The following is a 25,096-nucleotide window of genomic DNA, read 5'->3' as shown; positions in this document are numbered from 1 at the left end:
GTGTTGGACTGTGGGTCCCGGCTCTGCGGAGCAGCGCTGCCGCGCTGCACCGCGTCCGGGACACGAGAGCGAAGGTATCACGCTCACCTCAGCTTCAGCCCGACCACGCGCACCAAGCCGTCAGGCATCTGCTTGTAGCCCTCGAGTTTGGTGGTGTGCGCGATCAGGATGCGGCGGTGGTAGATATAGAGCAGCGGCTTTTCTTCGAGCACGATCTTCGCCAGCTTCTCATAGATCGCCTTGCGCTGCGCCTGGTCGGTGACAAGGCGGCCATCATCGAGCGCCTTGTCGGCTTCCTTGCTGGACCAGGCGCTGTAGTTCTGCGGCGCGTCGGTCTTCTGGAAGATGTAGGAGTTGCCGTCCGGATCGATCCGGCCGCTCCAGGCCAGGAGATAGGCCTGGTAGTCTCCGGCTTCGGCCTGCTTCAGCGAGGTCGCGAACTCGGTGACCCGGAGCTTCATGTCGAAACCGGCCTCCGCCGCCATCGACTGGATCACCTGGGCGGCCGCTTCGGTCTCCGCGCCTTTCGACACCATGAAGTCGACGCTGACCGGCGGCGTGACGCCCGCTTCCTTCAACAGCGCCTTGGCCTTGGCGACGTCGCGCTTTTGTATCGGAAAGGCCTTCTGATAATAGGGATGATCGGGATTGACCCACTGGTTGCCGGGCATGAACTCGCCGTTGGATACCACCTGGCTGATCGCATCGCGGTCGAGCGATAGATCGAGCGCCTGCCGCACATTGGCAGACTGACTGAGCGGTCCCTTCGCCTTGTCCTTGCCGAGGTTCAACGTCACGCCCTGATAGCCGAGCTCGATTGCGCTGGACAATTTCAGCTTCGAATCCGTCTGCACTTCCTTGAGGTCCGTCGCGAGCAGGCGCTCGATCAGGTCAAGGCCGCCGGATTTCAAATTGGCGAGACGCACCGTCGCATCCACCAGCGGCAGGTAGACGATGCGGTCGATGTGGACATTGTCCTTGTTCCAGTAGTCGGCGAATTTTTCGAACACCATGCGGTCCTGCTGCACGCGTTCGACGAACTTATAAGGACCGGCGCAGACCGGGCGCAGCCCGAACTTGTCGCCGGCCTCCTTTGCGGCCTTGGGCGACACCATCATCCCGGCGCGGTCGGTGAGCTGCGCGACCAGCGGCGAGTAGGGGGCCTTCAGTACCAGCTTGATGGTGAGGGGATCGACGACATCGATATGATCGACGGCTGCCAGTTCCGGCTTTCGGAACGAGCCCGGGAATGTCAGGTGTCGCTCCAGCGAAAACTTTGCAGCCTCCGCATTGAAGGCCTCACCGTCATGAAACTTGACGCCGGGCCTGAGCTTGATGGTGACTTCCTTGCCGTCGGTCGATGTCTCGTGGCTCAATGCGAGCTGCGGCACGATGTTGAGCTTTTCGTCGATGTCGAACAGCTTGTCGCAGAAGGCGGCGAATACGATGCGGCCGACATAGGTGCGGGCCATGGTCGGATCGAGGATATCGGGATCCTCGGCAAGCCCGATCCGCAGCGTGGTCTGCGCCTGAACGGTTACGCTGAGCGGCAGCAGCAGCGCTGCCGCGGTGACTGCCAAGCGAAAGATTTTCATTGCTGCCATCCCTCTATCCACGATTACACCGGCGCCGGCCGTGTCCCTGACATATCAACCCCGCCGCGGCCTGCACCTTCCGTGCCACCGCTGAAGGCGGCGACCAGTTTTTCCAGCACCGGCGAAAAGCCGCCGTCGGCGGGAACGATATTTTCGGGCGCCGGCAATTCGGCGGTGCGGTGACAGGCGGTGGCGTGGCCCGTGCCGTCGGCCAGCAGCGGCGGAATTTCGGTGCGGCAGCGCGCGATGACATAGGGGCAGCGGGTATGGAAGCGGCAGCCCGAGGGCGGGTTGAGCGCGCTCGGCATCTCGCCCTCCAGCACGATGCGGCTGCGCTTGGCCTGCGGCTTGGGCACGGGAATGGCCGACAATAATGCGCGGCTATAAGGGTGCCGGGGCGCGGCGAACAGCGCGTCGGCGGCGGCGGTCTCGACGATGCCGCCGAGATTCATCACGGCGACGCGGTCGGCGATGTGTTTTACGACCGCGAGATCGTGGCTAACGAAGATGTAGGCGAGGCCAAGCCGGTCCTGCAGGTCGCGCAGCAAATTGAGGATCTGCGAGCGGATCGAGACGTCGAGCGCCGAGACCGGCTCGTCGCAGATGATCAGTTTCGGCTCCACCGCGAGCGCCCGCGCAATGGCGATACGCTGGCGCTGGCCGCCGGAAAATTCATGCGGATAGCGGCGGGCAAAGCGCGGCTCCAGCCCGACCAGCCGCAGCAGTTCTTCAACCCGCTCGCGCCGGCGCGGTGCCGGCACCAGATCGTGCAGCGCCAGCGGCTCGGTCAGAATCTGGCTGACGGTCATGCGCGGGTTCAAGGATGCATATGGGTCCTGGAAAATGATCTGCGCATCGCGGCGGAAGGCGCGCAACGCGTTGGCGTCGAGCGCGCCGAGGTCGCGGCCTTCGAAGCGGACGGTTCCGGCATCCGGCTCGATCAGCCGCAGCACCAGCCGGCTCACGGTGGATTTGCCGCAGCCGGATTCGCCGACCAGCGCCAGCGTCTTGCCGGCCTCGACGGTGAAGCTGACGCCATCGACCGCTTTGACATAGGCGGTGGGCCGGCCGAACACCGAGCGCGCGGCGACGAAATGCTTCACCAGGCCTTCGACTTCGAGAAGCGCGGTCATGACACCAGCCGCTCCAGCGGCGCGCGGATGCAGCGCGAGGCGTGGCCAGGACTGACGATCGCCAGCGGTGGCGGCGCGGTGATGCAGTTCTCAATGACAAAGGGACAGCGCGCGGCGAAGCGGCAGCCGGAGGGCGGGTTCGCCATGTTCGGCACCATGCCCTCGATGGTCGCCAGATGCGCGGCGCGGCGGTCGAGCCGCGGGATCGAGCCGAGCAGGCCGACGGTGTAGGGATGCTGCGGATTGGCGAAGAGCTCATCGACCGGTGCGCGCTCGACGATTTCGCCGGCATACATCACCGCGACCTCGTCGCAGACTTCGGCGACCACGCCGAGGTCGTGGGTGATCAGGATGATCGCGGCGCCGCTCGCGGCCTTCAATTCGCGCATCAGGTCGAGGATCTGCGCCTGCAGGGTGACGTCGAGCGCCGTGGTCGGCTCGTCCGCGATCAACAGGCGCGGGTCGCAGGCCAGCGCCATCGCGATCATCACGCGCTGGCGCATGCCGCCGGAAAGCTTGTGCGGATATTCGTCGATCCGCTTGTCGGGCGAGGGAATGTGGACACGGCGCAACAGCTCGATCGCCCGCTCGCGCGCCTGCCGCCGCGAGCCGCCGCGATGGCGCAGGATCGTCTCGACGATCTGGTCGCCGATGGTGAAGCTCGGGTTGAGCGAGGTCATCGGCTCCTGAAAAATCATCGCCAGCCGGTTGCCGCGCAGGTCGCGCAGCGTCTCGTCCGGGACATCGAGCAGATCAAAGCCATCGAAGCGGATCGAACCGGAGACCTCGGCGGAGTGCTTCGACAACAACCCCATGATCGCGAGCGAGGTCACGCTCTTGCCGCAGCCGGATTCACCGACCAGGCCGAGCGTCGCGCCATTGGCCACGCTGAGATCGACGCTGTCGACCGCATGCGTGGTGCGGCCGTCATCGCCATGGAAGACCACGCGCAAGCCTTCGATTTCGATCAGCGGACTCGCGGTCATGCCTTGGTCGCCGTCGCGGCTTCAATCGTTGCATCGATGACCGCGCGGTCGGTGATCCCGGGTGGATTCTTCCGGGTCGGCAGGAAGGGGCGGAAATGCACCCAGCGCTCGCGGCTGACCTGTTCCAGCCGTTCGAGCTCGGCAAGCGGGTCGGTATGGTCGTCGACGCGCAGGTCGAGATCGGACCATTCCTCCTCGCCCTGGATCACCAGCGCGGCCGATTGCTTGCCGCGCTTGTCGCCGCCGGCGGCTTCGCCGGCTTTCATGGCCACGATCAGCCGCTGCGCAAAGGGCAGGCTGGTATTGGCGGCATAGGCCTGGGCGGTATCGTCGAGCACGGCGGCGCCTGCCAGCATGTTGCCGGCAAGGGAGAAGCCGTCGCCCTGAATGTGTCCGCACCAGTCGACGCATTCGGTGCCGGTATGCGCGGCGATCCGGCCCTTGATATCCATGACATGAAGCTGCCGGGCCTCGCGGCCGTCGTCGGCAGCAATCAGCGCGTCCACCACCTCGCGCGGCTCGCGCCCTTCGCGCAGCAGTTTTACGCCGTCGATGCCGTAGTAGGGATTGACCAGCGCCTGCGTCGCGACGCCGCCGATGCCGGGGGCGATATGCGGCACGCGTGCCCCGACGGCGAAAAATCTGGTCGCAACCGCAATGCCGATCTGGCCGGTTGAGGGATCGCAGGCGATGATCGACCAGGTCATCCTAGTTTCTCGGACGTGCTTCTCCCTCTCCCCGCTCTTTGCGGGGAGAGGGTCGGGGTGAGGGGCTCTTTCGGCGTAGACGGTGTCTGACGAATTCGCGGAGGCTCCCCCTCACCCGGAATTCAAGCTGCGCCTGAATTCCGACCTCTCCCCGCAGGCGGGGCGAGGTGGAGTCCGTGGCTCGCTCTGCGGTTCGATGCCAAAATGACCGTGCTGCAGAAGTCATCTTTCCTCTACCGTCCCGCCGCGTAGCCCTGCATGCCCCGCGGATTGGCGGCCGCGCGACGGCGACGGCCAACCTTCGAGGCCGCGGTGAGGCGGCCTTCCGACCAATCGGGACCGATCTCGACGACATGGCCGCGGCCTTTCAGCGTATCGATCGTCGCTTTCGGCACGCGATTCTCGACCACCAGCACGCCGGGGCGCGCGGTGCGCGGCCAGAACGAGATCGGGAAATGTTCGGAATGCCACGCCGGCGCGTCGATTGCCTCCTGCAGGTTCAGTTTGGCGTGGACATGCCGCAGGAAGAACTGCGTGGTCCATTGATCCTGCTGGTCGCCGCCCGGCGAGCCCCACGCCATGTACGGCTCGCCGTCGCGATAGCACATGGTGGGCGAGAGCGTGGTGCGCGGGCGTTTGCCGGGCGCCAGCGCCGCCGGGTGATCTTCCTGCAGCCAGAACATCTGGGCGCGGCTGCCGAGGCAGAAGCCGAGTTCCGGGATGACCGGCGAGGACTGCAGCCAGCCGCCGGACGGCGTCGCCGAAATCATGTTGCCGGCCTGATCGATAATGTCGAAATGCACGGTATCGCCGCGCACTTCGCCGAAGCGGCCGACCGTCGGCTCGCCCGCGCCCATGGCGCCAACCGCCTCGCGGTGCCCTTCGGCACGGCGCAGTTTTACAACCGAGCCGAAACCTTCCACCGAGCCCGGGATAAAATCGAGCGAGGCTTTGTCCCTGGAGATGAGTTTGCGGCGCTCATCATTGTAGGCGTCCGACAACAAGGTCGCGATCGGGATTTCCGTGAATTTCGGGTCGCCATAGAACTTCTCGCGATCGGCGAAGGCGAGTTTTGCGCATTCGATCTGCAGATGAATGAATTCGGGGCCGGCGGGATCGAGGCCGTCGAGCTCAAAGCCTTTCAGCAACGCGAGCTGCTGCAGCATGACTGGACCCTGGCTCCAGACGCCGGGCTTGCAGACGGTGTAGCGGCCATAATCATAGGTCAGCGGCGCCTCGACGGTCGGCTGCCAGCGCGCCATGTCGTCGGCCGAAAGCACGCCGCGATGCGGCGAACCAGAGACGTCCATGACCTCCTGCGTGCGGCAGAATTTGTCGATCGCTTCCGCCACAAAACCCTGCGACCAGGATTTTCGCGCACGCTCGATTTGCGCGACACGATCGCCGCCCGCGCTCTCGGCTTCCTCGAGGATGCGGGCGTAGGTTTCCGAGAGTTTTTTGTTGGTGAACAGCGTGCCGGGCCTCGGCACTTCGTTGTTCGGCAGATAGACCGCAGCCGATGTCGTCCAGTGCTTGCGGAACAATTGCTCAACGACCTGGATGGTTGCGGACGCGCGCTCGACCAGCGGATAGCCGTCGCGGGCGTAGGCGATCGCAGGCTCCAGCACATCGCGCAGCCGCATCGTGCCGTAGTCGCGCAGCAGCAGCATCCAGGATTCGAACGTGCCGGGGACGCAGGCGGCGAGCAGGCCGGTGCCGGGCACCATCTCCAGGCCTTCGCTCTTGTAATGCGCGATGGTGGCTTTCGCGGGCGCGGGGCCCTGGCCGCAGATCACCTCGGTACGGCCGCGTTTGGTGTCATGGACGATGATCGGCACGTCGCCGCCGGGACCGTTCAGATGCGGCTCGACCACCTGCAGCGTAAAGGCGGTGGCGACACCGGCGTCGAAGGCGTTGCCGCCTTTTTCCAGAATGCCCATGCCGACGGCGGTAGCGATCCAGTGCGTCGAGGTCACAACACCAAAGGTGCCTTCGATTTCCGGCCTTGCGGTGAACGGATCGGGATTGATGTTGCTCATGGGAATCCAATGCCGTGCTGGTATCGCGATGCGGGCGCACTTGACCACAGGCGCGGCTGGATGCCAACCGCTGGGATGCCACGCATTGCACCCATCTCCGTGATCATACCAAGGCCGTGGCCTCAACCGGATGGTTGACAGCATGGCAGGCGACCCCGTCGATCAGGGCGGGCGCTTCCCGGCGGCAGAGATCGAACGCCAGCGGGCAGCGCGGGTTGAAGGCGCAGCCGGGCGGCGGATCGATCGGATTGGGGATTTCGCCCTTGACCGGAATCCGCTGGCGGCCGGACATCGCGAGATCCGGAACCGCACCCAGCAGCATCTTGGTGTAGGGCATTTTGGGATTGGCGAACAATTCGCGCCCTTCCGCAATCTCGACGATGCGGCCGAGATACATCACGCCGATGCGGGTCGCCATGTGGCGGACCACAGCGAGATTGTGGCTGATGAAGAGATAGGTCAGCCCGAACTTGTCCTGCAGGTCGCGCATCAGGTTGAGGATCTGCGCCTGCACGGAAACGTCCAGCGCCGAGGTCGGCTCGTCGCAGACGATGAATTCGGCTTCCGACGCCAGCGCTCTCGCGATGGCGATGCGCTGGCGCTGGCCGCCGGAAAATTCATGCGGGTATTTCAGTCCGTCGTCGGGATGCAGGCCGACCAGGCTCAGCAATTCGCCGACGCGCGAGCGGATATCGCGCTCGCCCTGGATCAGGTCGAAGGCCCGGATCGGCTCGGAGACGATGGCATCGACCCGAAAGCGGGGATTGAGGCTCGCATAAGGATCCTGAAAAATCATCTGGATGCGGCGGCGCAGCCGCTGCCGCGCCTGCGCCTGCCTCGCATTCGTCATCGACACGCCGTCGATGATCACTTCGCCCGAGCTCGGCGGCAGCAATCCCACCACCATCCGCGCCACCGTGGTCTTTCCCGAGCCAGACTCGCCAACGAGCGCGAAGGTTTCGCCCTTCTTGATGTCGAACGTCACGCCGTCGACCGCTTTCAGGAATTCCAGATGGCCGCCTTCCAGCACGCGGTTGAGCCACGGTTTCGAGACGTCGAACACGCGGCGTAAATTTCTCACGTCGACAAAGGGCGGACTCATGCGGTCTCCTTCGCCGCTTCACGGGGTGCGGTATCGAAGAGATGGCAGGCCACGGCATGCGAGCCCTGTTTCAGCGGTTCCGGCCGTTCGACGCGGCAACGGTCGAACGCAAACGCGCAGCGCGGATTGAACGAACAGCCCGGCGGGATCGCCGACAGCCGCGGCATCGAGCCGGGAATTTGCACCAGCCGCTTGTCTTCGCCGGCGAGCGTCGGGATCGCGCCCATCAATCCCTTGGCATAGGGGTGCAGCGGGTTCTGCACCACGTCCTGCACCGGGCCGATTTCGGCGATCCGTCCCGAATACATCACCGCGACCCGGTCGGAGGTCTCGGCAATCACGCCCATGTCGTGGGTCACCAGCATCACCGCCGTGCCATGATCGCGCCCGAGGCGCTTGATCAGCGAGATGATCTGCGCCTGCACGGAGACGTCGAGCGCGGTGGTCGGCTCGTCGGCGATGATCAGTTCCGGCTCGGCGCAGATCGCGAGCGCGATCACGACGCGCTGGCGCATGCCGCCGGAGAATTCGTGCGGATAGGCGTCGATGCGTTTTTCCGGCGCGGGGATTCCGACTTCGGCCAGCAGATCGATGGCGCGCTTGCGCGCCGCGGTCTCCGACAGATTCAGGTGGGTCCGGATCGTCTCGACGATCTGGTCGCCGATCCGGTAGAGCGGATTGAGGCTGGTCAACGGATCCTGAAAAATCATCCCGATCCGCTTGCCCCGGATGCGGCGGATTTCTTCCGGCGGCAGATGGTCGATCCGCGTTCCCGACAGGTAGATCTCGCCGCCTGCGATGCGGCCGGGCGGATCGATCAGCCCGATCACGGCAAGCCCCGTGACCGATTTGCCGGCGCCGGACTCACCGACCACGCCGAGCACTTCGCCCTTGGCGATGTCGAAGGAGACGCCGTTGATCGCGCGCAGCGTGCTGCGGCGGGTGAGGAATTCCACCTCGAGGTTACGCACGGAGAGGACAGGAACGGTCATCGGAGCTTTGGATTGAGCGCGTCGCGCAGCCAGTCGCCGAGCAGGTTGATGGAGAGGATCAGTCCCGCCAGTGCAATGCCGGGGAAGGCCACGATCCACCACTCGCCGGCGAACAGATAATTGTTGCCGATCCGGATCAGGGTGCCGAGCGAGGGCATGGTGTCCGGCATGCCGGCGCCCAGGAACGACAGCGTGGCCTCGGTGATGATGGCGAGCGCGAGGTTGATGGTGGCGATGACGAGGATCGGACCCATCGTGTTCGGCAGCACATGGCGCAGCATGATCTTGGGCGCGGGCAGGCCGATCAGTTGGGCTGCCGCGACATAGTCCTTGCTCTTCTCGACCATGACCGAGCCGCGCACGGTGCGGGCATATTGTACCCAGAAACTTAAGCCGATTGCGACCACCAGCACCGCCAGCGTGCTCATGGCGTCCAGCCGGTTGCCGAACACGGATTTGGCGACGCCGTTGACCAACAGCGCGATCAGGATCGCGGGAAAGGTAAGCTGCACGTCGGCGATGCGCATGATCAAGCCGTCGACCGCGCCGCCGACATAGCCCGCGACCAGCCCGAGCGTGATGCCGAGCGTGCCGGCAAAGATGACGCCGAGCACGCCGACCACGAGCGAAATCCGCAAACCGTAGAGAATGGCGGAAAATACGTCGCGGCCCTGTTCGTCGGTGCCGAGCAGGAACGGGCTCTGGCCGTCGGCAGTCCATAGCGGCGAGATCCGCGAATTCATCAACTGCAGTTGCGCCGGATCGAACGGGTTCTGCACGGCAAGCTGGGAAGCAAAGATCGCCAGCAGGAAAAACAGGATGGTGACGGCCGCCGCCACCATGGTCATCCGGGAACGGCGGAACGAATAGAAAATATCGCTGTCGAGCGCGCGCTTCAGCCAGCTCGTGCCGGAACGCGCCGCTGGCGCGCTCGGCTCTACTCGGTGGGGCACCACGGCATCGGACATCTTATGTCTCGCTTTAGGCCGGACGGCTGATGGTCGAGCGCAGACGCGGGTCGACGATGGTGTAGAGGATGTCGACCACCAGATTGATGGTGACGAAGATCAGCGACACCATCAGCAGGTAGGCCGCCATGATCGGGATATCGACATTTTGCACCGCCTGCACGAACAACAATCCCATACCCGGCCACTGGAAGACGGTTTCGGTGATGATGGCAAATGCAATTACCGAGCCAAACTGCAGCCCTGCCACGGTGATGACGGGAACCAGCGTGTTCTTCAGCGCGTGGCCGAAATGGATTGCGCGTGTCGTGAGGCCACGGGCGCGGGCGAAGCGGATGTAATCGGTGCGGAGCACTTCGAGCATTTCGGCGCGCACCAGCCGCATGATCAGGGTCATCTGGAACAGGCCTAGCGTGATCGATGGCATGATCAGCGCCTTGAGGCCGGAAAGCGTGAGCAGACCCGTCGTCCACCAACCGATCCGCACCACGTCGCCGCGCCCGAACGAGGGCAGCCAACCCAGCGTCACCGAGAACAGATAGATCAGGAGAATGCCGATCAGGAAGGTCGGCAGCGAGATTCCGATCAGCGATACCGCCTGGAAAAATTTTGTGAGAATGGTGTCGCGCCGCAGCGCCGAATAGACCCCCATCAGGATGCCGAACACCATGGCGAAAACGGTGGCGCAGGCGGCCAGTTCCAGCGTCGCCGGCATCCGCTCCATCAACAGGTTCGAAACCGGCTGACGGAATTGATAGGAGACGCCGAACTTGAATTGCGCCGCATTGGCGAAGTAGCGGGCGAACTGCACCGGCACGGGATCGTCGAGGCCGAGCGACTTGCGTACCGCCTCGCGCTCGGCGGCCGGCGTGTCCAGCGACACGATTTGGTTGACTGGGTCACCCGCGAAGCGGAACATCGAGAACGCGATGACGCCGACCGCGATCATGACGCCGATGGCCTGGATAGCGCGGCGAAGAGTGAAAGCGAGCATGGATTCCTTTCACTGCTCTCTTGTGCGGCGGCGGACGTCGCGGTCGCCTCGAAACGAAAAGTCCCGGAAAGCCGCTAAATCGCCGGGACCTGTGTTGACGCCTGGCTAGTCCTGTTTGGTCGCCCAGTAGAGCAGGACCTGGTTGTCGGCGCGCTGGCTCAGCTTCACTTTCTTCGACACACCCCACGCCAGCGCCTGCTGGTGCAGCGGGATATATCCAAAGTCCTTGGCGCCGATTTCGTACGCCTGCTTGATCAGGAGGTCGCGCTTGGCCGTGTCGGATTCCTGCAACACCTGGTCGGTGAGTTCGTCGAGCTTCTTGTTGCAGTAGCCGCCGAGATTGGCCTCGCCGCGGCTGGATTTCGGATCGTCACGGCAGCCCATGATGTCGAACAGGACGTTGTGGGAGTCGAGCGTGCCGGGGGTCCAGCCGAGCAGGAAGAATGAGGTCTGGTAGCCGCCGGGCTTCAGCACCTTGGCGAAATACTGCGCCTTGGGCTGGGCCAGCAGCGTCACCTTGACGCCGATGCGGGCGAGCATGCCGACGACAGCCTGACAGATCGCGGCGTCGTTGACGTAGCGGTCGTTCGGACAGTCCATCGTGACTTCGAAACCGTCGGGATAGCCGGCTTCGGTCAAAAGCTTCTTGGCGCCGTCGGGATCGAATTTCGGCCGCGTGAAGTCGCCGGACAGCTTGAACAATTGCGGTGCGATCATCAGCGCCGAGGGCGTCGACAGGCCGCGCATGACGCGGGTCTTGATCAGTTCGATGTCGACGGCCTTGAAGAAGGCCTCGCGCACCTTGACGTCCTTGAACGGGTTCTTGCCCTTGATGTTGGAATAGAGCAGTTCGTCGCGCACCTGATCCATGCCGAGGAAGATGGTGCGGAGTTCCGGCCCCTTCAGCACCTGGGCGTTCGGGCTGGAGTCCACCCGCGTGATATCCTGGATCGGAACCGGTTCGACGACGTCGACTTCACCCGAGAGCAGGGCGGCGACGCGGGTGGCGTCCGAGCCGATCGGGGTGAAGATGATTTCCTTGAGATTATGCTCGGGCTTGCGCCACCAGTTCGGATTGGCCTTGAACACGGTCTTGACGCCCGGCTGATGGCTTTCGACCGTGAAGGCGCCGGTGCCGTTGGCGTTGAGCGAGGCAAAGCTCGGCGTCGTCGCTGCGGCGGGCGTGGGCTCGACGGCGTTGTTCGCCTCGGCCCACTTCTTGTCCATGATGTACCAGGTATCCCATTGCGAATTGAGAATGGGATTGGGCGCGGTCAGGATGAAGTCCACCGTGTGGTCGTCGACCTTGACGACTTTGGTGCCGCTGGGAATGCGGGTCTGCAGGTTCGAGCCCTTCTTTTGAACACGTTCCGCCGAGAAAACCACGTCGTCGGCAGTGAAGGGGTCGCCGTTCTGGAATTTCACGCCCTTGCGCAAATGGAACCGCCAGCGGGTCGGCTCCGGTATTTCCCAGCTCTCCGCCAGTGCGGGGATGATCTTCAGGTCCCTGTCGCGGGCCACCAGGCCTTCGAAGACATGCCCGAGATGGGCGTGGGTGGTGCTCTCGTTCAATGTGTAGGGGTCGAGCGATTTGAGGTCGCCCTGGTTGGCGTAGCGCAGGCTCTGGGCCGATGCCGGCGCCATTGCCAAGGCAAGGATTGAAGCCGTGGCCGCTGCAAACAAACTCCGACGTACCGACATTTTGTTCGATTTCCCCGCTTTGATCAGCCATTTCCGCGACTGGCGGCAGATACTGCCGAGCCATGTTGCCAAAGTCCAGCCGCGCGGCGCAAGCATCATTATCCCGCACCGCGTGCCGGTTTGCGCGGCGGTGCGGTAATGACTAGTTTCACCATAAGCCGTGCGCGCAAGCACGTTACATTGAACTTTCGGAGTGCCAGATGGCGGAACTGAAGGCCGACGTACTCGTCCTGGGTGCGGGCATGGTCGGCGTCAGCGCCGCCTTGCACCTGCAGAAACGCGGCCGGGGCGTGGTTCTGATCGACCGGCACGATACCGCGGGCGAGGAAACCAGCTACGGCAATGGCGGACTGATCGAATGTGCCTCGGTCTTTCCCTACATGTTTCCGCGGGACCTGGGCCAGATCCTGCGCTACGCGCTCCTTCGCGCGCCGCAGGTGCGTTACCATTTCAGAGATTTGCCGGCTTTCCTGCCGTGGCTGACACGGTATTTCCTCGCCTCGTCGCCGGAGCGTGCACTGCACAGCGCGATGGCCGAATTGCCGCTGATCCAGCGCAGCCTGATCGAGCATGAAGCGCTGATTGCGGAAGCTAACGTGCCGGACCTGTTGCGGCGAGACGGCTGGATCAAGCTGTTTCGTTCAAAGGCGACGCTTGCGGGCGCCGTGGGGGAACTGGAGCGTGCCAAGCAGTATGGGGTCGCGGGTGAAATCCTGGACACGGCGGCGATTGTTGCGCGCGAGCCGCATCTGACCGGCGATTTCAGCGGCGCGATCCATTTTCCGGCGCCGGGATTTGTGCCCGATCCCGGCGGGCTGGCCAAGGCCTATGCGGCGCTGTTCGGCCGCAAGGGCGGGCGATACCTTGTCGGTGACGCACGAACGCTCGAACAATCCGGCGGACGGTGGCGGGTGGCGACGCTGGAAGGCACTATTACGGCGCGCGACGTCGTGGTGGCGATGGGACCGTGGTCCGATCAGATTTTTGCGCCGCTCGGCTATTCGATCCCGCTGCAGGTCAAGCGCGGCTACCATTTGCACGTCAAGCCGCGCGGCAACGCGGTCTTGAATCATCCCGTGCTGGACACCGATCTGGGTTATCTATTGGCGCCGATGAACCGCGGCATTCGCCTGACGACCGGCGCGGAATTTGCCCACCGCGATGCGCTGCCGACCCCGGTGCAGGTCGAGCGGGCCCTGCCGCGGGCGCACCGGCTGTTTCCGCTGGGCGAGCCGGTCGACACCAAGCCCTGGATGGGCGCGCGGCCCTGTCTGCCCGATATGCTGCCGGTCATTGGCAAGGCCCCCCGCCATGGCGGGCTGTGGTTCGATTTCGGCCACCAGCACCACGGCCTGACGCTCGGACCCGCGACCGGCCGCCTGCTGGCCGAAATGATGACCGGCGAGACCCCGTTTGCCGATGTCAGGCCCTTTGCCGTCGAACGCTTTGGTTGACCATATCGGGAACTGAGGGGCCGGGCCCCGCTCTTGTCCTTGCGTGATCGGGGTCATCGTGGCGATACTGCAGCAAGCCACAAGAGGAGCGGTCATGAAAGTTAACGTCGAAATCGATTGCACGCCGCTGGAGGCCAGGCAGTTTTTCGGATTGCCCGACGTCTCGCCGATGCAGACCGCCGTGATGGACAAGATGCAGCAGCAGGTGATGGCCAATATCGACAAGGTTTCTCCGGAATCGCTGATCCAGAGCTGGTTCACGTTCGATCCCAAGATCGCCGAGCGATTCCAGGACATGTTCGTGACCATGGCCGGCCTCGGCGGCTTGGGTAAGAAGGATAAGTAATTAAGAAGGATAAGTAATAGTGGCCATCGCGGAGGGCGGAGCGGCGGGCGAGCAACGGCTTCGGCCGCCGAGCCTGTTCTTGATGCTGGCCGAGGCGAGGGGCCTGTTCGAACTGAATTCGAGCTTGCTGCTGTCGCCGTTATTGTTGCGCGCGCCGAAGGGCGATGGCCATCCGGTGCTGGCGCTGCCCGGCTTTCTCGCCAGTGATCTGTCGATGGCGCCGATGCGGCGCTATCTGAAAGAACTCGGCTACGACGCCCATGCGTGGAACATGGGCCGCAATCTCGGCGGCGTCGCTTCCAAGCGCGCTGCGTTGCGCGACCTCCTGCGGCGCATTCATGAATCGACCGGCCGCAAGGTCAGCCTGGTCGGCTGGAGTCTCGGCGGCGTCTATGCGCGCGATCTCGCCCTGCAGGCGCCGCACATGGTGCGCTCGGTGATTACGCTCGGCAGTCCGTTTGCCAACGACATCCGCGCGACCAACGCCACGCGACTCTACGAGGCGCTGTCGGGAGAGACGGTCGAGGACAATCCGGAAATCCTCCAGGCGATCGCCGGTGACCTGCCGGTGCCGGCGACGTCGATCTATTCCCGCACCGACGGCATCGTGAACTGGCACACCAGCCTGCTGCGTCCTTCCGAGACCGCCGAAAATATCGAGGTGTACTTCGCCAGCCATATCGGGCTCGGCGTCAACCCCGCAGCACTATGGGCGGTGGCCGACCGTCTGGCGCGGCCCGAGGGAGAATTTAAGCATTTTGACCGATCAGGACCATTTGCCATTGCCTACGGCCCCCCTGAAAATGCACAATCCTGAGCCAACGCCCTGAGCTTAAGGGCATGAATTCGGAAGATCCGGCCCGGCAATTGATGCGGGATGGCTAGGGGTTTTCGGATATGCTCCAATAACAAAGACATTCTGGACGCCAGAAGCGCCGCCAAGGCGCCGCGTTTTCTACTGCGGGAGGAAAATATGGCGGACGCCAAGAAGCTGTCTTCGATGGACGCGTCGTTTCTGTATCTGGAAACGCCTGAAATGCCGATGCATGTCGGCAGCATGGCGATCTTCCGCCTGCCCGAGAACTACAACGGCAACTTCTTCGAGGACTTCAAGGCGATGATCGCCTCGCGGCTGCACATCGCGCCGATCCTCAAAGCCCGCCTGGAAAAGGCCCCGCTCGACATCGATCATCCGTCCTGGGTCGAGGACGACCAGTTCGACATCGACCGTCACATTTTCCGCGGCAGCCTGCCGGCGCCGTATGACCGCGCCACGCTGGAGCGCATCGTCGGCTGGATGCATGCGAAACTCCTTAACCGCGCCCGGCCGCTGTGGGAGTTCTACGTTTTCGAGGGCATGAAGGACAACGAGATCGGGCTCTATTCCAAGATGCATCACGCCTGCATCGACGGCGGCGCGGGCGCGGCGCTGACCAACATGATCTATGACGTCACTCCGGTGCCGCGCGTGGTCGAGCAACCCGTACCGCAGGCCAAGGGCGGCAACGAGCCGCGCGACATCGCCGCCAACCTGATCGATTCCTACCAGCAGCTCTGGCGCCAGCCTTTCGACGGCTCTTCGACGCCGAAGACCCTCGATCTGCCGCGCTCGGGCAAGAGCGATCTCGGATCGATCCTGTTCGATAATGCGATGTTCCAGATCGAGAGCGCGGTGAAATTTGCCGGCAGCATTCCGGCGATGCTCAAGAGCGTCTCCGATGTGGTCGGCAAGATCTCCGATCCGAAGTCGCGCGATAGCATCGCCAGCATGGTTTCGCCGCCGACGATTTTGAACAAGGCGATTTCGTCGGAGCGCAGTTTCGCCGGCACCTCGATCTCGCTGTCGCGGGCCAAGGCGGTCGCCAAGGCATCCGGCGGCAAGCTCAACGATGTGGTGCTGGCGCTGTCGTCGGGCGTGGTCCGGCGCTATCTGCTGGAGCGCGGCGCTCTGCCCGCCAAGTCGATGACGGCGGCGGTGCCGATTTCGCTGCGCGAGGAGGGTAACACCGAGGCCAACAACCAGGTGTTCGGCATGATCTGCTCGATCGCCACCAATATCGAGGACCCTAAGGCACGGCTAGAGGCGATCATCGCGCAATCCACCAAGTCGAAGGAGATGTCGCATCCGCTGCGCGCCTTCATGCCGCAGGTCTCCAACGTCTCGATGCTCGGCGCGCCGATCCTGGTGCAGATCATGGCGCTGCTCTACAGCCGCTCGGACTTGTCGAACGTGCTGCCGCCGTCCGCCAACATCACGGTGTCCAACGTGCCGGGGCCGCGGCAAACGCTTTATGCAGCAGGCGCGGAATTGCTGCACATCTTCCCGGTGTCGATCTCGACCCACGGGATCGCGCTCAACATCACCGTGCAGAGCTACCGCGACCAGCTCGATTTTGGCTTCATCGCCGGCGCCAACATCATTCCGCATGTCCAGGTCATGTGCGACATGCTGCCGGTAGAGTTTGAGGCGCTGGAGGCGGCGTACGCGCCGCCACCGAAAATGACCAGCGCGGCTGAATAGAGGCGTGTGATGATTGAAATGCCGCCGCTGCAGTTCGCCGAGGTGAACGGAATTCGCATGGGCTATTACGAGGCGGGGCCGAAGTCCGACACGCCGCCGCTCATTCTCTGCCACGGCTGGCCGGAGCTCGCTTTTTCCTGGCGTCACCAGATCAAGGCGCTGAGCGAGGCCGGCATCCGCGTGATTGCGCCGGACCAGCGTGGCTACGGCGCGACCGACCGGCCGGAGCCGGTCGAGGCCTACGACATCGAGCATCTGACCGACGATCTCGTCGGGCTGCTCGACCATATCGAGATCCACAAGGCGATCTTCGTCGGTCACGACTGGGGCGGCTTCATCGTCTGGCAGATGCCGCTGCGGCATCTTGATCGCACCGCGGGCGTCGTCGGTGTCAATACCCCTCACATGGACCGCGCGCCGGCGGATCCCATCGAACTGTTCCGCATGCGCTTCGGCGACCAGATGTATATCGTGCAGTTTCAGGACCCCGCGCGCGAACCCGATCGAATATTCGGCAGCCGGGTCGAACAGACCTTTGATGCCTTCATGCGCAAGCCGGTGCCGCGCAGCGACACGGCGCCCGCAGACAAGCCGGTCGCCGGTGTGGGCGCCTCGCCAAGGCTCAACCTGGCGTTTCCGCAAATGATCGCCGGCTACGACGCCAAACATGATCCGCGCACGCCGATCCTGAGCCCGGAGGAAAAGAAGGTGTTCGTCGATACCTTCACCAAAACCGGCTTCACCGGCGGCATCAATTGGTACCGCAATATGTCGCGCAACTGGCAGCGTTCGGAGTGGCTGGACCACACCGTGCGGGTACCGTCGCTGATGATCATGGCCGAAAACGATCACGTACTGCCGCCATCGGCCGCTGACGGCATGGAGAAGCTCGTCCCCGATCTGGAGAAATATCTGGTGCGCGACAGCGGCCATTGGACACAGCAGGAAAAGCCGGACGAGGTCAGCGCCAAGTTGATCGAATGGCGTAGAAAAAGATTTGGTTAGGATGACGTTGTCATAGCGAGCATAGCGTCTCGCGCCGTCATTCCGGGATGCGCGCAGCGCAGACCCGGAATCTCGAGATTCCGGGTTCGATGCTTCGCATCGCCCCGGAATGACAGCGTCAGGAGGTTAGGCAAGGAGATACTTCGACAATGGCGTCCCCCAACAAATTGAGTCCGATACCGCATCCGCCGAAAAAGCCCGTCGTCGGCAACATGCTGTCGCTGGATCCCAACGCGCCGGTGCAGCATCTGGTGCGGCTCACCAAGGAATTGGGGCCGATCTTCTGGCTGGACATGATGGGTGCGCCGCTCGTCATTGTTGGCGGCCACGATCTGATCGACGAACTCTCCGACGAAAAGCGTTTCGACAAGGCGGTGCGCGGTTCGCTGCGCCGCGTTCGCGCCGTCGGCGGCGACGGGCTGTTCACCGCCGATACCAGCGAGCCGAACTGGAGCAAGGCGCACAACATCCTGCTGCAGCCGTTCGGCAACCGCGCGATGACGTCCTACCATCCGAGCATGGTCGATATCGCCGAGCAGCTCGTCAAGAAATGGGAGCGGCTCAACGCCGACGAGGAAATCGACGTTGTCCACGACATGACGGCGCTGACGCTCGACACCATCGGGCTGTGCGGCTTCGACTATCGCTTCAATTCGTTCTACCGCCGGGACTATCATCCGTTCGTGGAATCGCTGGTGCGCTCGCTCGAGACCATCATGATGACACGTGGCCTGCCGCTGGAAAATCTCTGGATGCAGAAGCGCCGCAAGACGCTCGCGCAGGACGTCATCTTCATGAACAAGATGGTCGACGAGATCATCGCCGAGCGCCGCGGCAATGCGGAAGTCACTGATGCCAAGAAGGACATGCTGGGTGCCATGATGACCGGCGTCGACCGTGCCACCGGCGAGCAGCTCGACGACGTCAACATCCGCTACCAGATCAACACATTCCTGATCGCGGGCCACGAAACCACCAGCGGGCTGTTGTCATGCACGATCTATGCGCTGCTGAAGTATCCCGAGGTGCTGAAGAAGGCCTATGAGGAAGTCGACCGGGTGCTCGGGCCCGATATCAATGCAAAGCCGACCTATCAGCAGGTCACCCAGCTCACCTACATCACGCAGATTTTGAAGGAGGCGCTGCGGCTGTGGCCGCCGGCGCCGGCCTATGGCATCGCGCCGCTTCAGGACGAGACGATCGGCGGCAAATACAAGCTGAAAAAGAACACGTTTGTCACCGTGCTCGTAATGGCGCTGCATCGCGATCCCAGCGTCTGGGGTCCGAACCCGGATGCGTTCGACCCCGAAAATTTCAGCCGCGAGGCCGAGGCCAAGCGCCCGATCAACGCCTGGAAACCGTTCGGCAACGGCCAGCGCGCTTGCATCGGCCGCGGCTTTGCGATGCACGAGGCGGCGCTTGCGATCGGCATGATCCTGCAGCGCTTCAAGCTGATCGATACGCACCGCTACCAGATGCAGCTGAAGGAAACGCTGACGATCAAGCCCGACGGCTTCAAGATCAAGGTGCGGCCGCGCGGCGACAAGGACCGCGGCGCCTTCGCCGGACGTGCGGCCGTCGCGGCGGCTGCTTCGAGCGCGGCGGCGCCGCAGGCGCGGGCCCGTCCGGGACACAACACGCCGCTATTGGTGCTCTACGGCTCCAACCTCGGCACGGCGGAAGAACTGGCGACGCGGGTGGCTGATCTTGCCGAGGTCAACGGCTTTGCGACCAAGCTCGGCGCGCTCGACGATTATGTCGGCAGGCTGCCGGAGGAGGGCGGGCTGCTGATCTTTTGCGCTTCCTACAACGGCGCAGCCCCCGACAACGCCACGCAGTTCGTCAAATGGCTGGACGGCGGCCTGCCGAAGGATGCGCTCGCCAAGGTGCGTTACGCCGTGTTTGGCTGCGGTAACAGCGACTGGGCGGCGACTTATCAATCCGTGCCGCGGATGATCGACGAGCAGTTGGCGGCGCATGGCGCGCGCAGCCTCTCCGCCCGCGGCGAGGGCGATGCCCGCAGCGATCTCGACGGCCAGTTCGAAAAATGGTTCGCGAAGGCAGCGCCTGCGGCGATGAAGGAGCTGGGCGTCGATTCCAGTTTCGCCCGCAGCGCTGACGACGCGCCGCTGTATTCGATCGAGCCGGTGGCGCCGTCCGCCGTCAACGCGCTCGTCACGCAGGGTGGCGTCGCGCCGATGAAAGTGTCGGTCAATTCCGAACTGCAGAACAAAAGCGGCGCCAACCCTTCCGACCGCTCGACGCGGCATATCGAGGTGCAATTGCCGCCCGGCATCACCTATCGCGTCGGTGACCACCTCAGCGTGGTGCCGCGGAACGATCCGGCGCTGGTCGATTCCGTCGCACGCCGCTTTGGCTTCCTGCCAGCCGATCAGATCCGCCTGCAGGTCGCCGAAGGCCGCCGCGCGCAGTTGCCGGTCGGCGATGCCGTCTCGGTCGGACGGTTGCTGACCGAGTTCGTCGAGCTGCAGCAGATCGCGACCCGCAAGCAGATCCAGATCATGTCGGAACACACGCGCTGTCCCGTCACCAAGCCGAAACTGCTCGCCTATGTCGGCGACGATGGGGCTTCTGCGGAGCGCTACCGCTCGGACGTGCTGACAAAACGCAAATCGGTTTTCGATTTGCTGGAGGAGCATCCGGCCTGCGAACTGCCATTCCACGGCTATCTGGAAATGCTGTCGCTGCTGGCGCCGCGCTATTATTCGATCTCGTCGTCGCCGTCAGGCGATGGCGCGCGCTGCAGCGTCACCGTCGGCGTCGTGGAGGCGCCGGCCAGTTCGGGCCGCGGCGTCTACAAGGGCGTGTGCTCGAACTATCTCTCCGGCCGCCGCGTCGGCGATACCATTCATGCCACGGTGCGTGAGACCAAGGCCGGCTTCCGCTTGCCCGACGATCCGGCCCAACCCGTGATCATGATCGGTCCCGGCACGGGACTGGCGCCATTCCGCGGCTTCCTGCAGGAGCGCGCGCACCGCAAGGCGCAAGGCGCCAGGTTGGGGCCGGCCATGCTGTTCTTCGGCTGCCGGCATCCCGACCAGGATTTTCTCTACGCGGATGAATTGAAAGCCTTCGCCGTCGACGGCATTGCCGAATTGCACACCGCGTTCTCGCGCGCCGACGGGCCGAAGGCCTATGTGCAGCATCAGGTGGCGGCGCAGAAGGACCGTGTCTGGAGCCTGATCGAGCAGGGCGCGATCGTCTATGTCTGCGGCGACGGCAGCAGAATGGAGCCGGACGTCAAGGCCGCGCTGGTTGCGATCTATCGCGAAAAGTCAGGGGCTAATGCTGACGCCGGGCTGCGCTGGATCGACGATCTCGGAACTAGGAACCGTTACGTGCTGGATGTGTGGGCCGGCGGGTAGGCTTGCTCGGCTGTCGTCCTCCGCGAAAGCGGGGGACCCAGTACGCCGCGGCGGTCGTGAGACGGAACCTGACAACTGCGGTCTCTGGAATACTGGATCGTCCGGTCAAGCCGGACGATGACGAGATCGGGCTTCGGTGCGCTCGCCTCGCTGGGACGACGGGCATTGCCGGTCGTGCTAAAGCTCCGGCATGATTCCCTGGGAAAAAATCGACACCGCCCGCATTCCCGGCACCGGTGACGAACTCCGCCTGAAGCGGCGCGGCAAGGAGTTTTCGATCATGCTCGGCACCAACGAGCTGATGAACAGCCGCCTCTCGGGCTCGGAGGCTGCGCTGGCGACGCTCGCGGCAAAGAGGATCGAAAAGGTCGCAGAGCCGCATCTGCTCATCGGCGGCCTCGGCATGGGCTTTACGTTGCGTGCCGCACTCGCCGTGCTCGGAGGCAAGGCGCAGATCGTGGTGGCCGAACTGGTGCCCGCGGTCGTCGCCTGGGCGCGGGGCCCGATGGCGGAAATTTTTGGCGACAGCCTGAATGATCCGCGCGTGAGCATTCGCGAATCCGACGTCACCGAAATCATCCGCTCGCACCGTTTGAAATTCGACGCCATTCTGCTCGACGTCGACAACGGCCCGGAGGGGCTGACCCGCAAGGCCAATGATGCGCTCTATAGTCCGTCCGGGTTGGAAGCGGCGCGCGCGGCGTTGCGGCCTGGCGGCGTGCTGGCGGTCTGGTCTTCCGGGCCCAATGCGCCGTTCACCAGGCGGCTTCGCGGCGCAGGCTTCGACGTCAACGAGGTCAACGTCCGCGCCACCGGAAGAGGCGGCGGAGCGCGTCATGTCATCTGGATCGCGACGAAGGATTGAGTTGCACGCCCAACCCTCGCTGTCGTCCCTGCGAACGCCGCGGCCCAGCGGACTAAAGGCAGTAGTCGACGCCTTGCTTAACCCATGGCGCCCTGTGGTTATGGGTTCCTGCGTTCGCAGGAACGACGAGAGAGGCTAGGCCGCCTTCGCCGCCGCGCGATGCGCGTGCTCTTCGATCGCGCCGATGATCTGCGGCCACATCGGAATCGGCAGCGCGTGGCCCATGCCCTCGATCATCACGAGCTTTGCGCCGGGGATGGATGCGGCGGTGTCCTTGCCGCCTTCGGGACGCACCAGCGGATCGACGGTGCCGTGAATGACCAGCGTCGGCACCTTCACCTGAGCCAGCCGTTCCTTGCGGCTGCCGGAGGCCAGCACGGCGCGCAGTTGCCGGCCGACGCCGTTCGGATTGAGGCCGCGCTCGTAGGTACGTGCAGCGCGTGCGGGGTCCAGCGCCTCGTCTTCGGGGAAAGAGCCTGCGCGCAGCACTTTCCAGGTCTTGGCGAACCGCTCAAAATATTCTTCCTTGGTTTTCGGCGGCGGCGCCATCAGCATGGCGGCGGCCTCGCGTGTCGGCGGCGGCACTTTCGGGTTGCCCGTGGTCGACATGATCGATGTCAGCGAACGCACTCGCTGCGGGAACGACAGCGCGACTTCCTGGGCGATCATGCCGCCCATCGAGGCGCCGACCAGATGCGCGGACTTGATGCCGAGCACGTCCATCAGGCCGACCGTGTCCTTGGCCATGTCGATCAATTTGTAGGGCGCCGCCACCGGGATCTTCAGGAACCGCAGTTTCAGCAGCTCGAACGGCGTCAGCCGTCCGCCGCCGGACATGTGCGAGGACTTGCCGATGTCGCGGTTGTCGAAGCGGATGACGCGAAAGCCGCGCGCGGCGAGCTGGCGGCAGAAATCGTCATCCCAATGGATCATCTGGGCGCCGAGCCCCATGATCAGCAACAGCGGTTCCGCGGCCGGATCGCCGAAAATTTCGTAGCAAATGTCGATGCCGTTGGCGCGAGCGATCTGTGGCGGCTGATGAGCGAGCATCGCGTTTGTCTTCCCTTGGGTGACCTGAGCTTTGAGTAACTATGGCACGGTTTCCCGCAGCGCAGAAGGCTTGGCAGTGGTTGACCGGCCCGCCGCAACGGTGTGGTATGGGGTCAACAGAAGCGAAGCGTGGCAAGCGCTCGTAACCTTTCGGGAGAGGGCGCCTATGGCCGACAAAGGCAACGATCCTGCCGCGATCTGGCAGACCATGCTCGGGGAAATGGAGAAGGGGTTCAATTCCTTCGCCAACCAGGCGATGACCTCGCCTGAATTCTCCAAGGCGATGAACCAGGTCGGCGGCGTGACGGCGGGCGCGCAGAAGCAGCTCGGCGAGCTGATGGAGAAATACCTGCTGGCGATGAACCTGCCGAGCCGGGCGCAGATGGTCGGCATGGCCGAACGGCTGCAGTCGATCGAGGGCCAGCTCAACGAGATCAAGGCGATGCTGCACCAGGTGCATCATAACTCGCTGGCGCAGGACGGCGGCCCTGGCACGCCGCGGCCGCCGCGCACCAGGCGTCCGCCATCGGAGGGAGAGCAGAAATGAACGCTCCCGCGGGTCTCGATCTCGCCTCCATCTCGGAGCGGGTCCAGTCCGAGGTGCAGCGCGCGATCCAGCGCAGCATCAAGGGCGTCGAGTATTTTTCCTCGTCCGGCCCATCGCTCGGTTCGACGCCAAAGGACATCCTGGCCGTCCGCGGCACCATGAACCTCTATCACTACCGGCCGATCGCGGATGAAATCTACCGCGTGCCGATCCTGATCGTGATGGCCACCACCAACCGTGGCTACATCCTCGACATGGTGCCCGGCCAAAGCTTCATCGAGTTTCTTCTGAAGCGCGGCTACGACGTCTACATGCTGGACTGGACCGCGCCGAAGCCGGAGGAAAAATCCCTGCGGATGGAGGACTACGTCCTCGACTTCATCCCGGACTGCATCCGCCGCGTGCAGCAGGATTCCGGCGAGCACGACGTCACCGTGATCGGCTATTGCTTCGGTGGCGTGCTGTCGCTGCTCTACGGCTCGATCTTCAACGACGGGCCGATGAAGAACCTGATCTGCTTCACCACGCCGATCGATTTCCGCGAGATGAAGCTGTTCCAGAATTTTTCCGACCGGCGCTATTTCGATGTCGACAAGCTGGTCGACAGCGTCGGCAACGTGCCGCCGGAAATGATCCTGTCCTCGTTCGAAATGCTGCGGCCGGCCTCGCGCACCGTCAGCCAGGTGCAGTTGTGGGAAAACATCTGGAACGACGAATACGTCAAGGCGTACCGGATGATGGATCGCTGGGGCACGGACACCTTGCCGCTGGCCGGCGAGTACTTTCGCACCATTACCAAGGACCTGATGTGGGACAACAAGCTCTATAACGACACCATGTCGGTCGGAGGACGCACCGCTGATATTTCCAAGATCACCGTGCCGATCCTGCATGCGGTCGCCGAGCACGATCACATCGTGCCCTATGATGCTGCAAAGCACCTGATCACCAAGGTCGGCTCGACGGACAAGGAAGAGGTGATGCTGAAGGGCGGGCACGTCAGCCTTGTCGCCGGCGCCAACGCGATCAAGCGGCTGTGGCCGAAACTGGACTCCTGGCTAGGTAAGAGATCAACATGAGCGAAACACGTTCCTATCCGCGCCACGTCAAGACCGACGACGGCGACATCGAATTTCGCCTGATGGCGCGCAGCGACGAGGCTGCGGTGCTGGCGTTTGCGCAAAAGCTCCCGACGCATGACCTGCTGTTCCTGCCGCGCAACATCAGCCAGCCAAAAGTGCTGTCGGCCTGGATCAACGAGATCGAGCGCGGCGCGATCGTAAGCCTGGTGGCGACAAAGGGCGGGACGGTGGTCGGCTGCGGCACGCTGGTGCGCGACCCGCATTCCTGGTCTCCCCACGTCGGCGAGATCCGGATGGTGGTGTCGCTTGATGTCCGCGGGCAGGGGGTCGGCCGGGCGCTGTCCCAAGAGACCTTTGCGCTGGCTCTGGGCGCCGGGCTGGAAAAGCTGTCGGTGCAGATGACGGTCGACCAGCAGGCGGCGATCACGCTGTTCGAAAGCCTTGGCTTCAAGGCCGAGGCCCTGCTGCGGGACCACGTCCGGGACGTCGACGGCAAGAAGCACGATATCGTCGTGCTCGGGCATAATGTGGCGCAGGTTCGGGCACAGATGGAAGCCTACGGGTTGCCGGGGGCGGTCCAGCACTAGGGGCGCCAGAGCCCGGATAAAAAATTCGCAAAACAA

General features: G+C 63.8%; 21 protein-coding genes. 10 read left to right on the top strand and 11 right to left on the bottom strand.

What is annotated here, in order from left to right; genetic code table 11:
- Nucleotides 1–83: 83 nt before the first annotated feature.
- From V1293_RS12595 to V1293_RS12550, 10 genes are all read right to left on the bottom strand, one after another.
- The gene (locus V1293_RS12595; RefSeq protein ID WP_334509889.1) at nucleotides 84–1,595 is read right to left on the bottom strand and encodes an ABC transporter substrate-binding protein; all 1,512 of its coding nucleotides are present in this window, start codon (nucleotides 1,593–1,595) and stop codon (nucleotides 84–86) included.
- Nucleotides 1,596–1,618: 23 nt separating this feature from the next.
- Nucleotides 1,619–2,728, bottom strand: a complete 1,110-nt coding sequence (locus V1293_RS12590) for an ABC transporter ATP-binding protein (protein ID WP_334509887.1) — start codon at nucleotides 2,726–2,728, stop codon at nucleotides 1,619–1,621.
- A complete protein-coding gene (locus V1293_RS12585; RefSeq protein WP_334509885.1) occupies nucleotides 2,725–3,714 on the bottom strand; it encodes an ABC transporter ATP-binding protein in 990 nt (329 codons plus the stop codon). The genes V1293_RS12590 and V1293_RS12585 overlap by 4 nt, the downstream gene beginning before the upstream one ends.
- Entirely contained in the window at nucleotides 3,711–4,421 is a 711-nt protein-coding gene (locus V1293_RS12580; protein WP_334509883.1) for a DUF1028 domain-containing protein, read from the bottom strand. The genes V1293_RS12585 and V1293_RS12580 overlap by 4 nt, the downstream gene beginning before the upstream one ends.
- Nucleotides 4,422–4,654: 233 nt before the next feature.
- Nucleotides 4,655–6,460, bottom strand: coding sequence for a gamma-glutamyltransferase family protein (locus V1293_RS12575; RefSeq protein WP_334509881.1), 1,806 nt, complete (start codon nucleotides 6,458–6,460; stop codon nucleotides 4,655–4,657).
- Nucleotides 6,461–6,563: 103 nt separating this feature from the next.
- Nucleotides 6,564–7,562, bottom strand: a complete 999-nt coding sequence (locus V1293_RS12570; RefSeq protein WP_334509879.1) for an ABC transporter ATP-binding protein — start codon at nucleotides 7,560–7,562, stop codon at nucleotides 6,564–6,566.
- Nucleotides 7,559–8,554 (bottom strand): ABC transporter ATP-binding protein, encoded by a 996-nt coding sequence (locus V1293_RS12565; RefSeq protein ID WP_334509876.1) that lies wholly within the window; start codon nucleotides 8,552–8,554, stop codon nucleotides 7,559–7,561. Before V1293_RS12565 ends, V1293_RS12570 begins: the two co-directional genes overlap by 4 nt.
- Nucleotides 8,551–9,522, bottom strand: coding sequence for an ABC transporter permease (locus V1293_RS12560; RefSeq protein ID WP_334509874.1), 972 nt, complete (start codon nucleotides 9,520–9,522; stop codon nucleotides 8,551–8,553). The genes V1293_RS12565 and V1293_RS12560 overlap by 4 nt, the downstream gene beginning before the upstream one ends.
- A 13-nt stretch (nucleotides 9,523–9,535) precedes the next feature.
- Complete coding sequence (locus V1293_RS12555) at nucleotides 9,536–10,516, bottom strand: ABC transporter permease (RefSeq protein WP_334509872.1); 981 nt, start codon at nucleotides 10,514–10,516, stop codon at nucleotides 9,536–9,538.
- Between the two features lie 105 nt (nucleotides 10,517–10,621).
- Nucleotides 10,622–12,217: an ABC transporter substrate-binding protein gene (locus V1293_RS12550; RefSeq protein ID WP_334509870.1), complete on the bottom strand. Its 1,596-nt coding sequence runs from the start codon at nucleotides 12,215–12,217 to the stop codon at nucleotides 10,622–10,624.
- Nucleotides 12,218–12,417: 200 nt separating this feature from the next.
- Here V1293_RS12550 and V1293_RS12545 point away from each other — a divergent pair, with 200 nt between their 5' ends.
- The 7 genes from V1293_RS12545 (at nucleotide 12,418) to V1293_RS12515 (ending at nucleotide 21,794) form a co-directional block, all read left to right on the top strand.
- Nucleotides 12,418–13,671 (top strand): NAD(P)/FAD-dependent oxidoreductase, encoded by a 1,254-nt coding sequence (locus V1293_RS12545; protein ID WP_334509868.1) that lies wholly within the window; start codon nucleotides 12,418–12,420, stop codon nucleotides 13,669–13,671.
- Between the two features lie 94 nt (nucleotides 13,672–13,765).
- Complete coding sequence (locus V1293_RS12540; protein ID WP_334509866.1) at nucleotides 13,766–14,017, top strand: DUF6489 family protein; 252 nt, start codon at nucleotides 13,766–13,768, stop codon at nucleotides 14,015–14,017.
- An 82-nt stretch (nucleotides 14,018–14,099) separates the two neighbouring features.
- Nucleotides 14,100–14,834 carry an esterase/lipase family protein gene (locus tag V1293_RS12535; protein ID WP_334516710.1) on the top strand — a complete coding sequence of 245 codons (735 nt, stop codon included), beginning with the start codon at nucleotides 14,100–14,102 and terminating at the stop codon, nucleotides 14,832–14,834.
- A gap of 156 nt (nucleotides 14,835–14,990) precedes the next feature.
- Nucleotides 14,991–16,538 (top strand): WS/DGAT/MGAT family O-acyltransferase, encoded by a 1,548-nt coding sequence (locus V1293_RS12530; RefSeq protein WP_334509864.1) that lies wholly within the window; start codon nucleotides 14,991–14,993, stop codon nucleotides 16,536–16,538.
- Between the two features lie 9 nt (nucleotides 16,539–16,547).
- Nucleotides 16,548–17,543 (top strand): alpha/beta fold hydrolase, encoded by a 996-nt coding sequence (locus V1293_RS12525; protein WP_334509861.1) that lies wholly within the window; start codon nucleotides 16,548–16,550, stop codon nucleotides 17,541–17,543.
- A gap of 149 nt (nucleotides 17,544–17,692) precedes the next feature.
- On the top strand, nucleotides 17,693–20,929 hold the full coding sequence (locus V1293_RS12520) for a bifunctional cytochrome P450/NADPH--P450 reductase (RefSeq protein ID WP_334509859.1): 3,237 nt from the start codon (nucleotides 17,693–17,695) through the stop codon (nucleotides 20,927–20,929).
- 190 nt (nucleotides 20,930–21,119) lie between these two features.
- Nucleotides 21,120–21,794 (top strand): spermidine synthase, encoded by a 675-nt coding sequence (locus V1293_RS12515; RefSeq protein WP_334509857.1) that lies wholly within the window; start codon nucleotides 21,120–21,122, stop codon nucleotides 21,792–21,794.
- Nucleotides 21,795–21,929: 135 nt separating this feature from the next.
- Here the strand turns inward: V1293_RS12515 and V1293_RS12510 are convergent, their stop codons facing one another.
- Nucleotides 21,930–22,844: an alpha/beta fold hydrolase gene (locus V1293_RS12510; RefSeq protein WP_334509855.1), complete on the bottom strand. Its 915-nt coding sequence runs from the start codon at nucleotides 22,842–22,844 to the stop codon at nucleotides 21,930–21,932.
- 166 nt (nucleotides 22,845–23,010) lie between these two features.
- On the opposite strand from V1293_RS12510, the gene V1293_RS12505 reads away from it, so the two are divergent.
- Genes V1293_RS12505 through V1293_RS12495 form a run of 3 tightly spaced genes read left to right on the top strand, consistent with a single transcriptional unit; the run spans nucleotide 23,011 to nucleotide 25,060 of the window.
- Nucleotides 23,011–23,391, top strand: coding sequence for a hypothetical protein (locus V1293_RS12505; RefSeq protein WP_334509853.1), 381 nt, complete (start codon nucleotides 23,011–23,013; stop codon nucleotides 23,389–23,391).
- Entirely contained in the window at nucleotides 23,388–24,470 is a 1,083-nt protein-coding gene (locus tag V1293_RS12500) for an alpha/beta fold hydrolase (RefSeq protein WP_334509851.1), read from the top strand. Before V1293_RS12505 ends, V1293_RS12500 begins: the two co-directional genes overlap by 4 nt.
- Nucleotides 24,467–25,060: a GNAT family N-acetyltransferase gene (locus V1293_RS12495; RefSeq protein ID WP_334509848.1), complete on the top strand. Its 594-nt coding sequence runs from the start codon at nucleotides 24,467–24,469 to the stop codon at nucleotides 25,058–25,060. The genes V1293_RS12500 and V1293_RS12495 overlap by 4 nt, the downstream gene beginning before the upstream one ends.
- Nucleotides 25,061–25,096: the final 36 nt, after the last annotated feature.

Source organism: Bradyrhizobium sp. AZCC 1693 (assembly GCF_036924745.1).
In the GTDB taxonomy this organism is placed as follows: Bacteria; Pseudomonadota; Alphaproteobacteria; order Rhizobiales; family Xanthobacteraceae; genus Bradyrhizobium.
Note: the sequence above shows the minus strand (reverse complement) of the source record. Positions and strands in the feature narration are given on the sequence as shown.

Excerpts from the sequence above, each read along its gene's own strand:
- V1293_RS12530 (WP_334509864.1), top strand. The coding sequence starts at position 14,991 with ATGGCGGACGCCAAGAAGCTGTCTTCGATGGACGCGTCGTTTCTGTAT.
- V1293_RS12540 (WP_334509866.1), top strand. The coding sequence starts at position 13,766 with ATGAAAGTTAACGTCGAAATCGATTGCACGCCGCTGGAGGCCAGGCAG.
- V1293_RS12550 (WP_334509870.1), bottom strand. The coding sequence starts at position 12,217 with ATGTCGGTACGTCGGAGTTTGTTTGCAGCGGCCACGGCTTCAATCCTT.
- V1293_RS12520 (WP_334509859.1), top strand. The coding sequence starts at position 17,693 with ATGGCGTCCCCCAACAAATTGAGTCCGATACCGCATCCGCCGAAAAAG.
- V1293_RS12525 (WP_334509861.1), top strand. The coding sequence starts at position 16,548 with ATGATTGAAATGCCGCCGCTGCAGTTCGCCGAGGTGAACGGAATTCGC.
- V1293_RS12590 (WP_334509887.1), bottom strand. The coding sequence starts at position 2,728 with ATGACCGCGCTTCTCGAAGTCGAAGGCCTGGTGAAGCATTTCGTCGCC.
- V1293_RS12495 (WP_334509848.1), top strand. The coding sequence starts at position 24,467 with ATGAGCGAAACACGTTCCTATCCGCGCCACGTCAAGACCGACGACGGC.
- V1293_RS12585 (WP_334509885.1), bottom strand. The coding sequence starts at position 3,714 with ATGACCGCGAGTCCGCTGATCGAAATCGAAGGCTTGCGCGTGGTCTTC.
- V1293_RS12570 (WP_334509879.1), bottom strand. The coding sequence starts at position 7,562 with ATGAGTCCGCCCTTTGTCGACGTGAGAAATTTACGCCGCGTGTTCGAC.
- V1293_RS12580 (WP_334509883.1), bottom strand. The coding sequence starts at position 4,421 with ATGACCTGGTCGATCATCGCCTGCGATCCCTCAACCGGCCAGATCGGC.
- V1293_RS12500 (WP_334509851.1), top strand. The coding sequence starts at position 23,388 with ATGAACGCTCCCGCGGGTCTCGATCTCGCCTCCATCTCGGAGCGGGTC.
- V1293_RS12560 (WP_334509874.1), bottom strand. The coding sequence starts at position 9,522 with ATGTCCGATGCCGTGGTGCCCCACCGAGTAGAGCCGAGCGCGCCAGCG.
- V1293_RS12505 (WP_334509853.1), top strand. The coding sequence starts at position 23,011 with ATGGCCGACAAAGGCAACGATCCTGCCGCGATCTGGCAGACCATGCTC.
- V1293_RS12510 (WP_334509855.1), bottom strand. The coding sequence starts at position 22,844 with ATGCTCGCTCATCAGCCGCCACAGATCGCTCGCGCCAACGGCATCGAC.
- V1293_RS12535 (WP_334516710.1), top strand. The coding sequence starts at position 14,100 with ATGCTGGCCGAGGCGAGGGGCCTGTTCGAACTGAATTCGAGCTTGCTG.
- V1293_RS12565 (WP_334509876.1), bottom strand. The coding sequence starts at position 8,554 with ATGACCGTTCCTGTCCTCTCCGTGCGTAACCTCGAGGTGGAATTCCTC.
- V1293_RS12555 (WP_334509872.1), bottom strand. The coding sequence starts at position 10,516 with ATGCTCGCTTTCACTCTTCGCCGCGCTATCCAGGCCATCGGCGTCATG.
- V1293_RS12515 (WP_334509857.1), top strand. The coding sequence starts at position 21,120 with ATGATTCCCTGGGAAAAAATCGACACCGCCCGCATTCCCGGCACCGGT.
- V1293_RS12545 (WP_334509868.1), top strand. The coding sequence starts at position 12,418 with ATGGCGGAACTGAAGGCCGACGTACTCGTCCTGGGTGCGGGCATGGTC.
- V1293_RS12575 (WP_334509881.1), bottom strand. The coding sequence starts at position 6,460 with ATGAGCAACATCAATCCCGATCCGTTCACCGCAAGGCCGGAAATCGAA.
- V1293_RS12595 (WP_334509889.1), bottom strand. The coding sequence starts at position 1,595 with ATGAAAATCTTTCGCTTGGCAGTCACCGCGGCAGCGCTGCTGCTGCCG.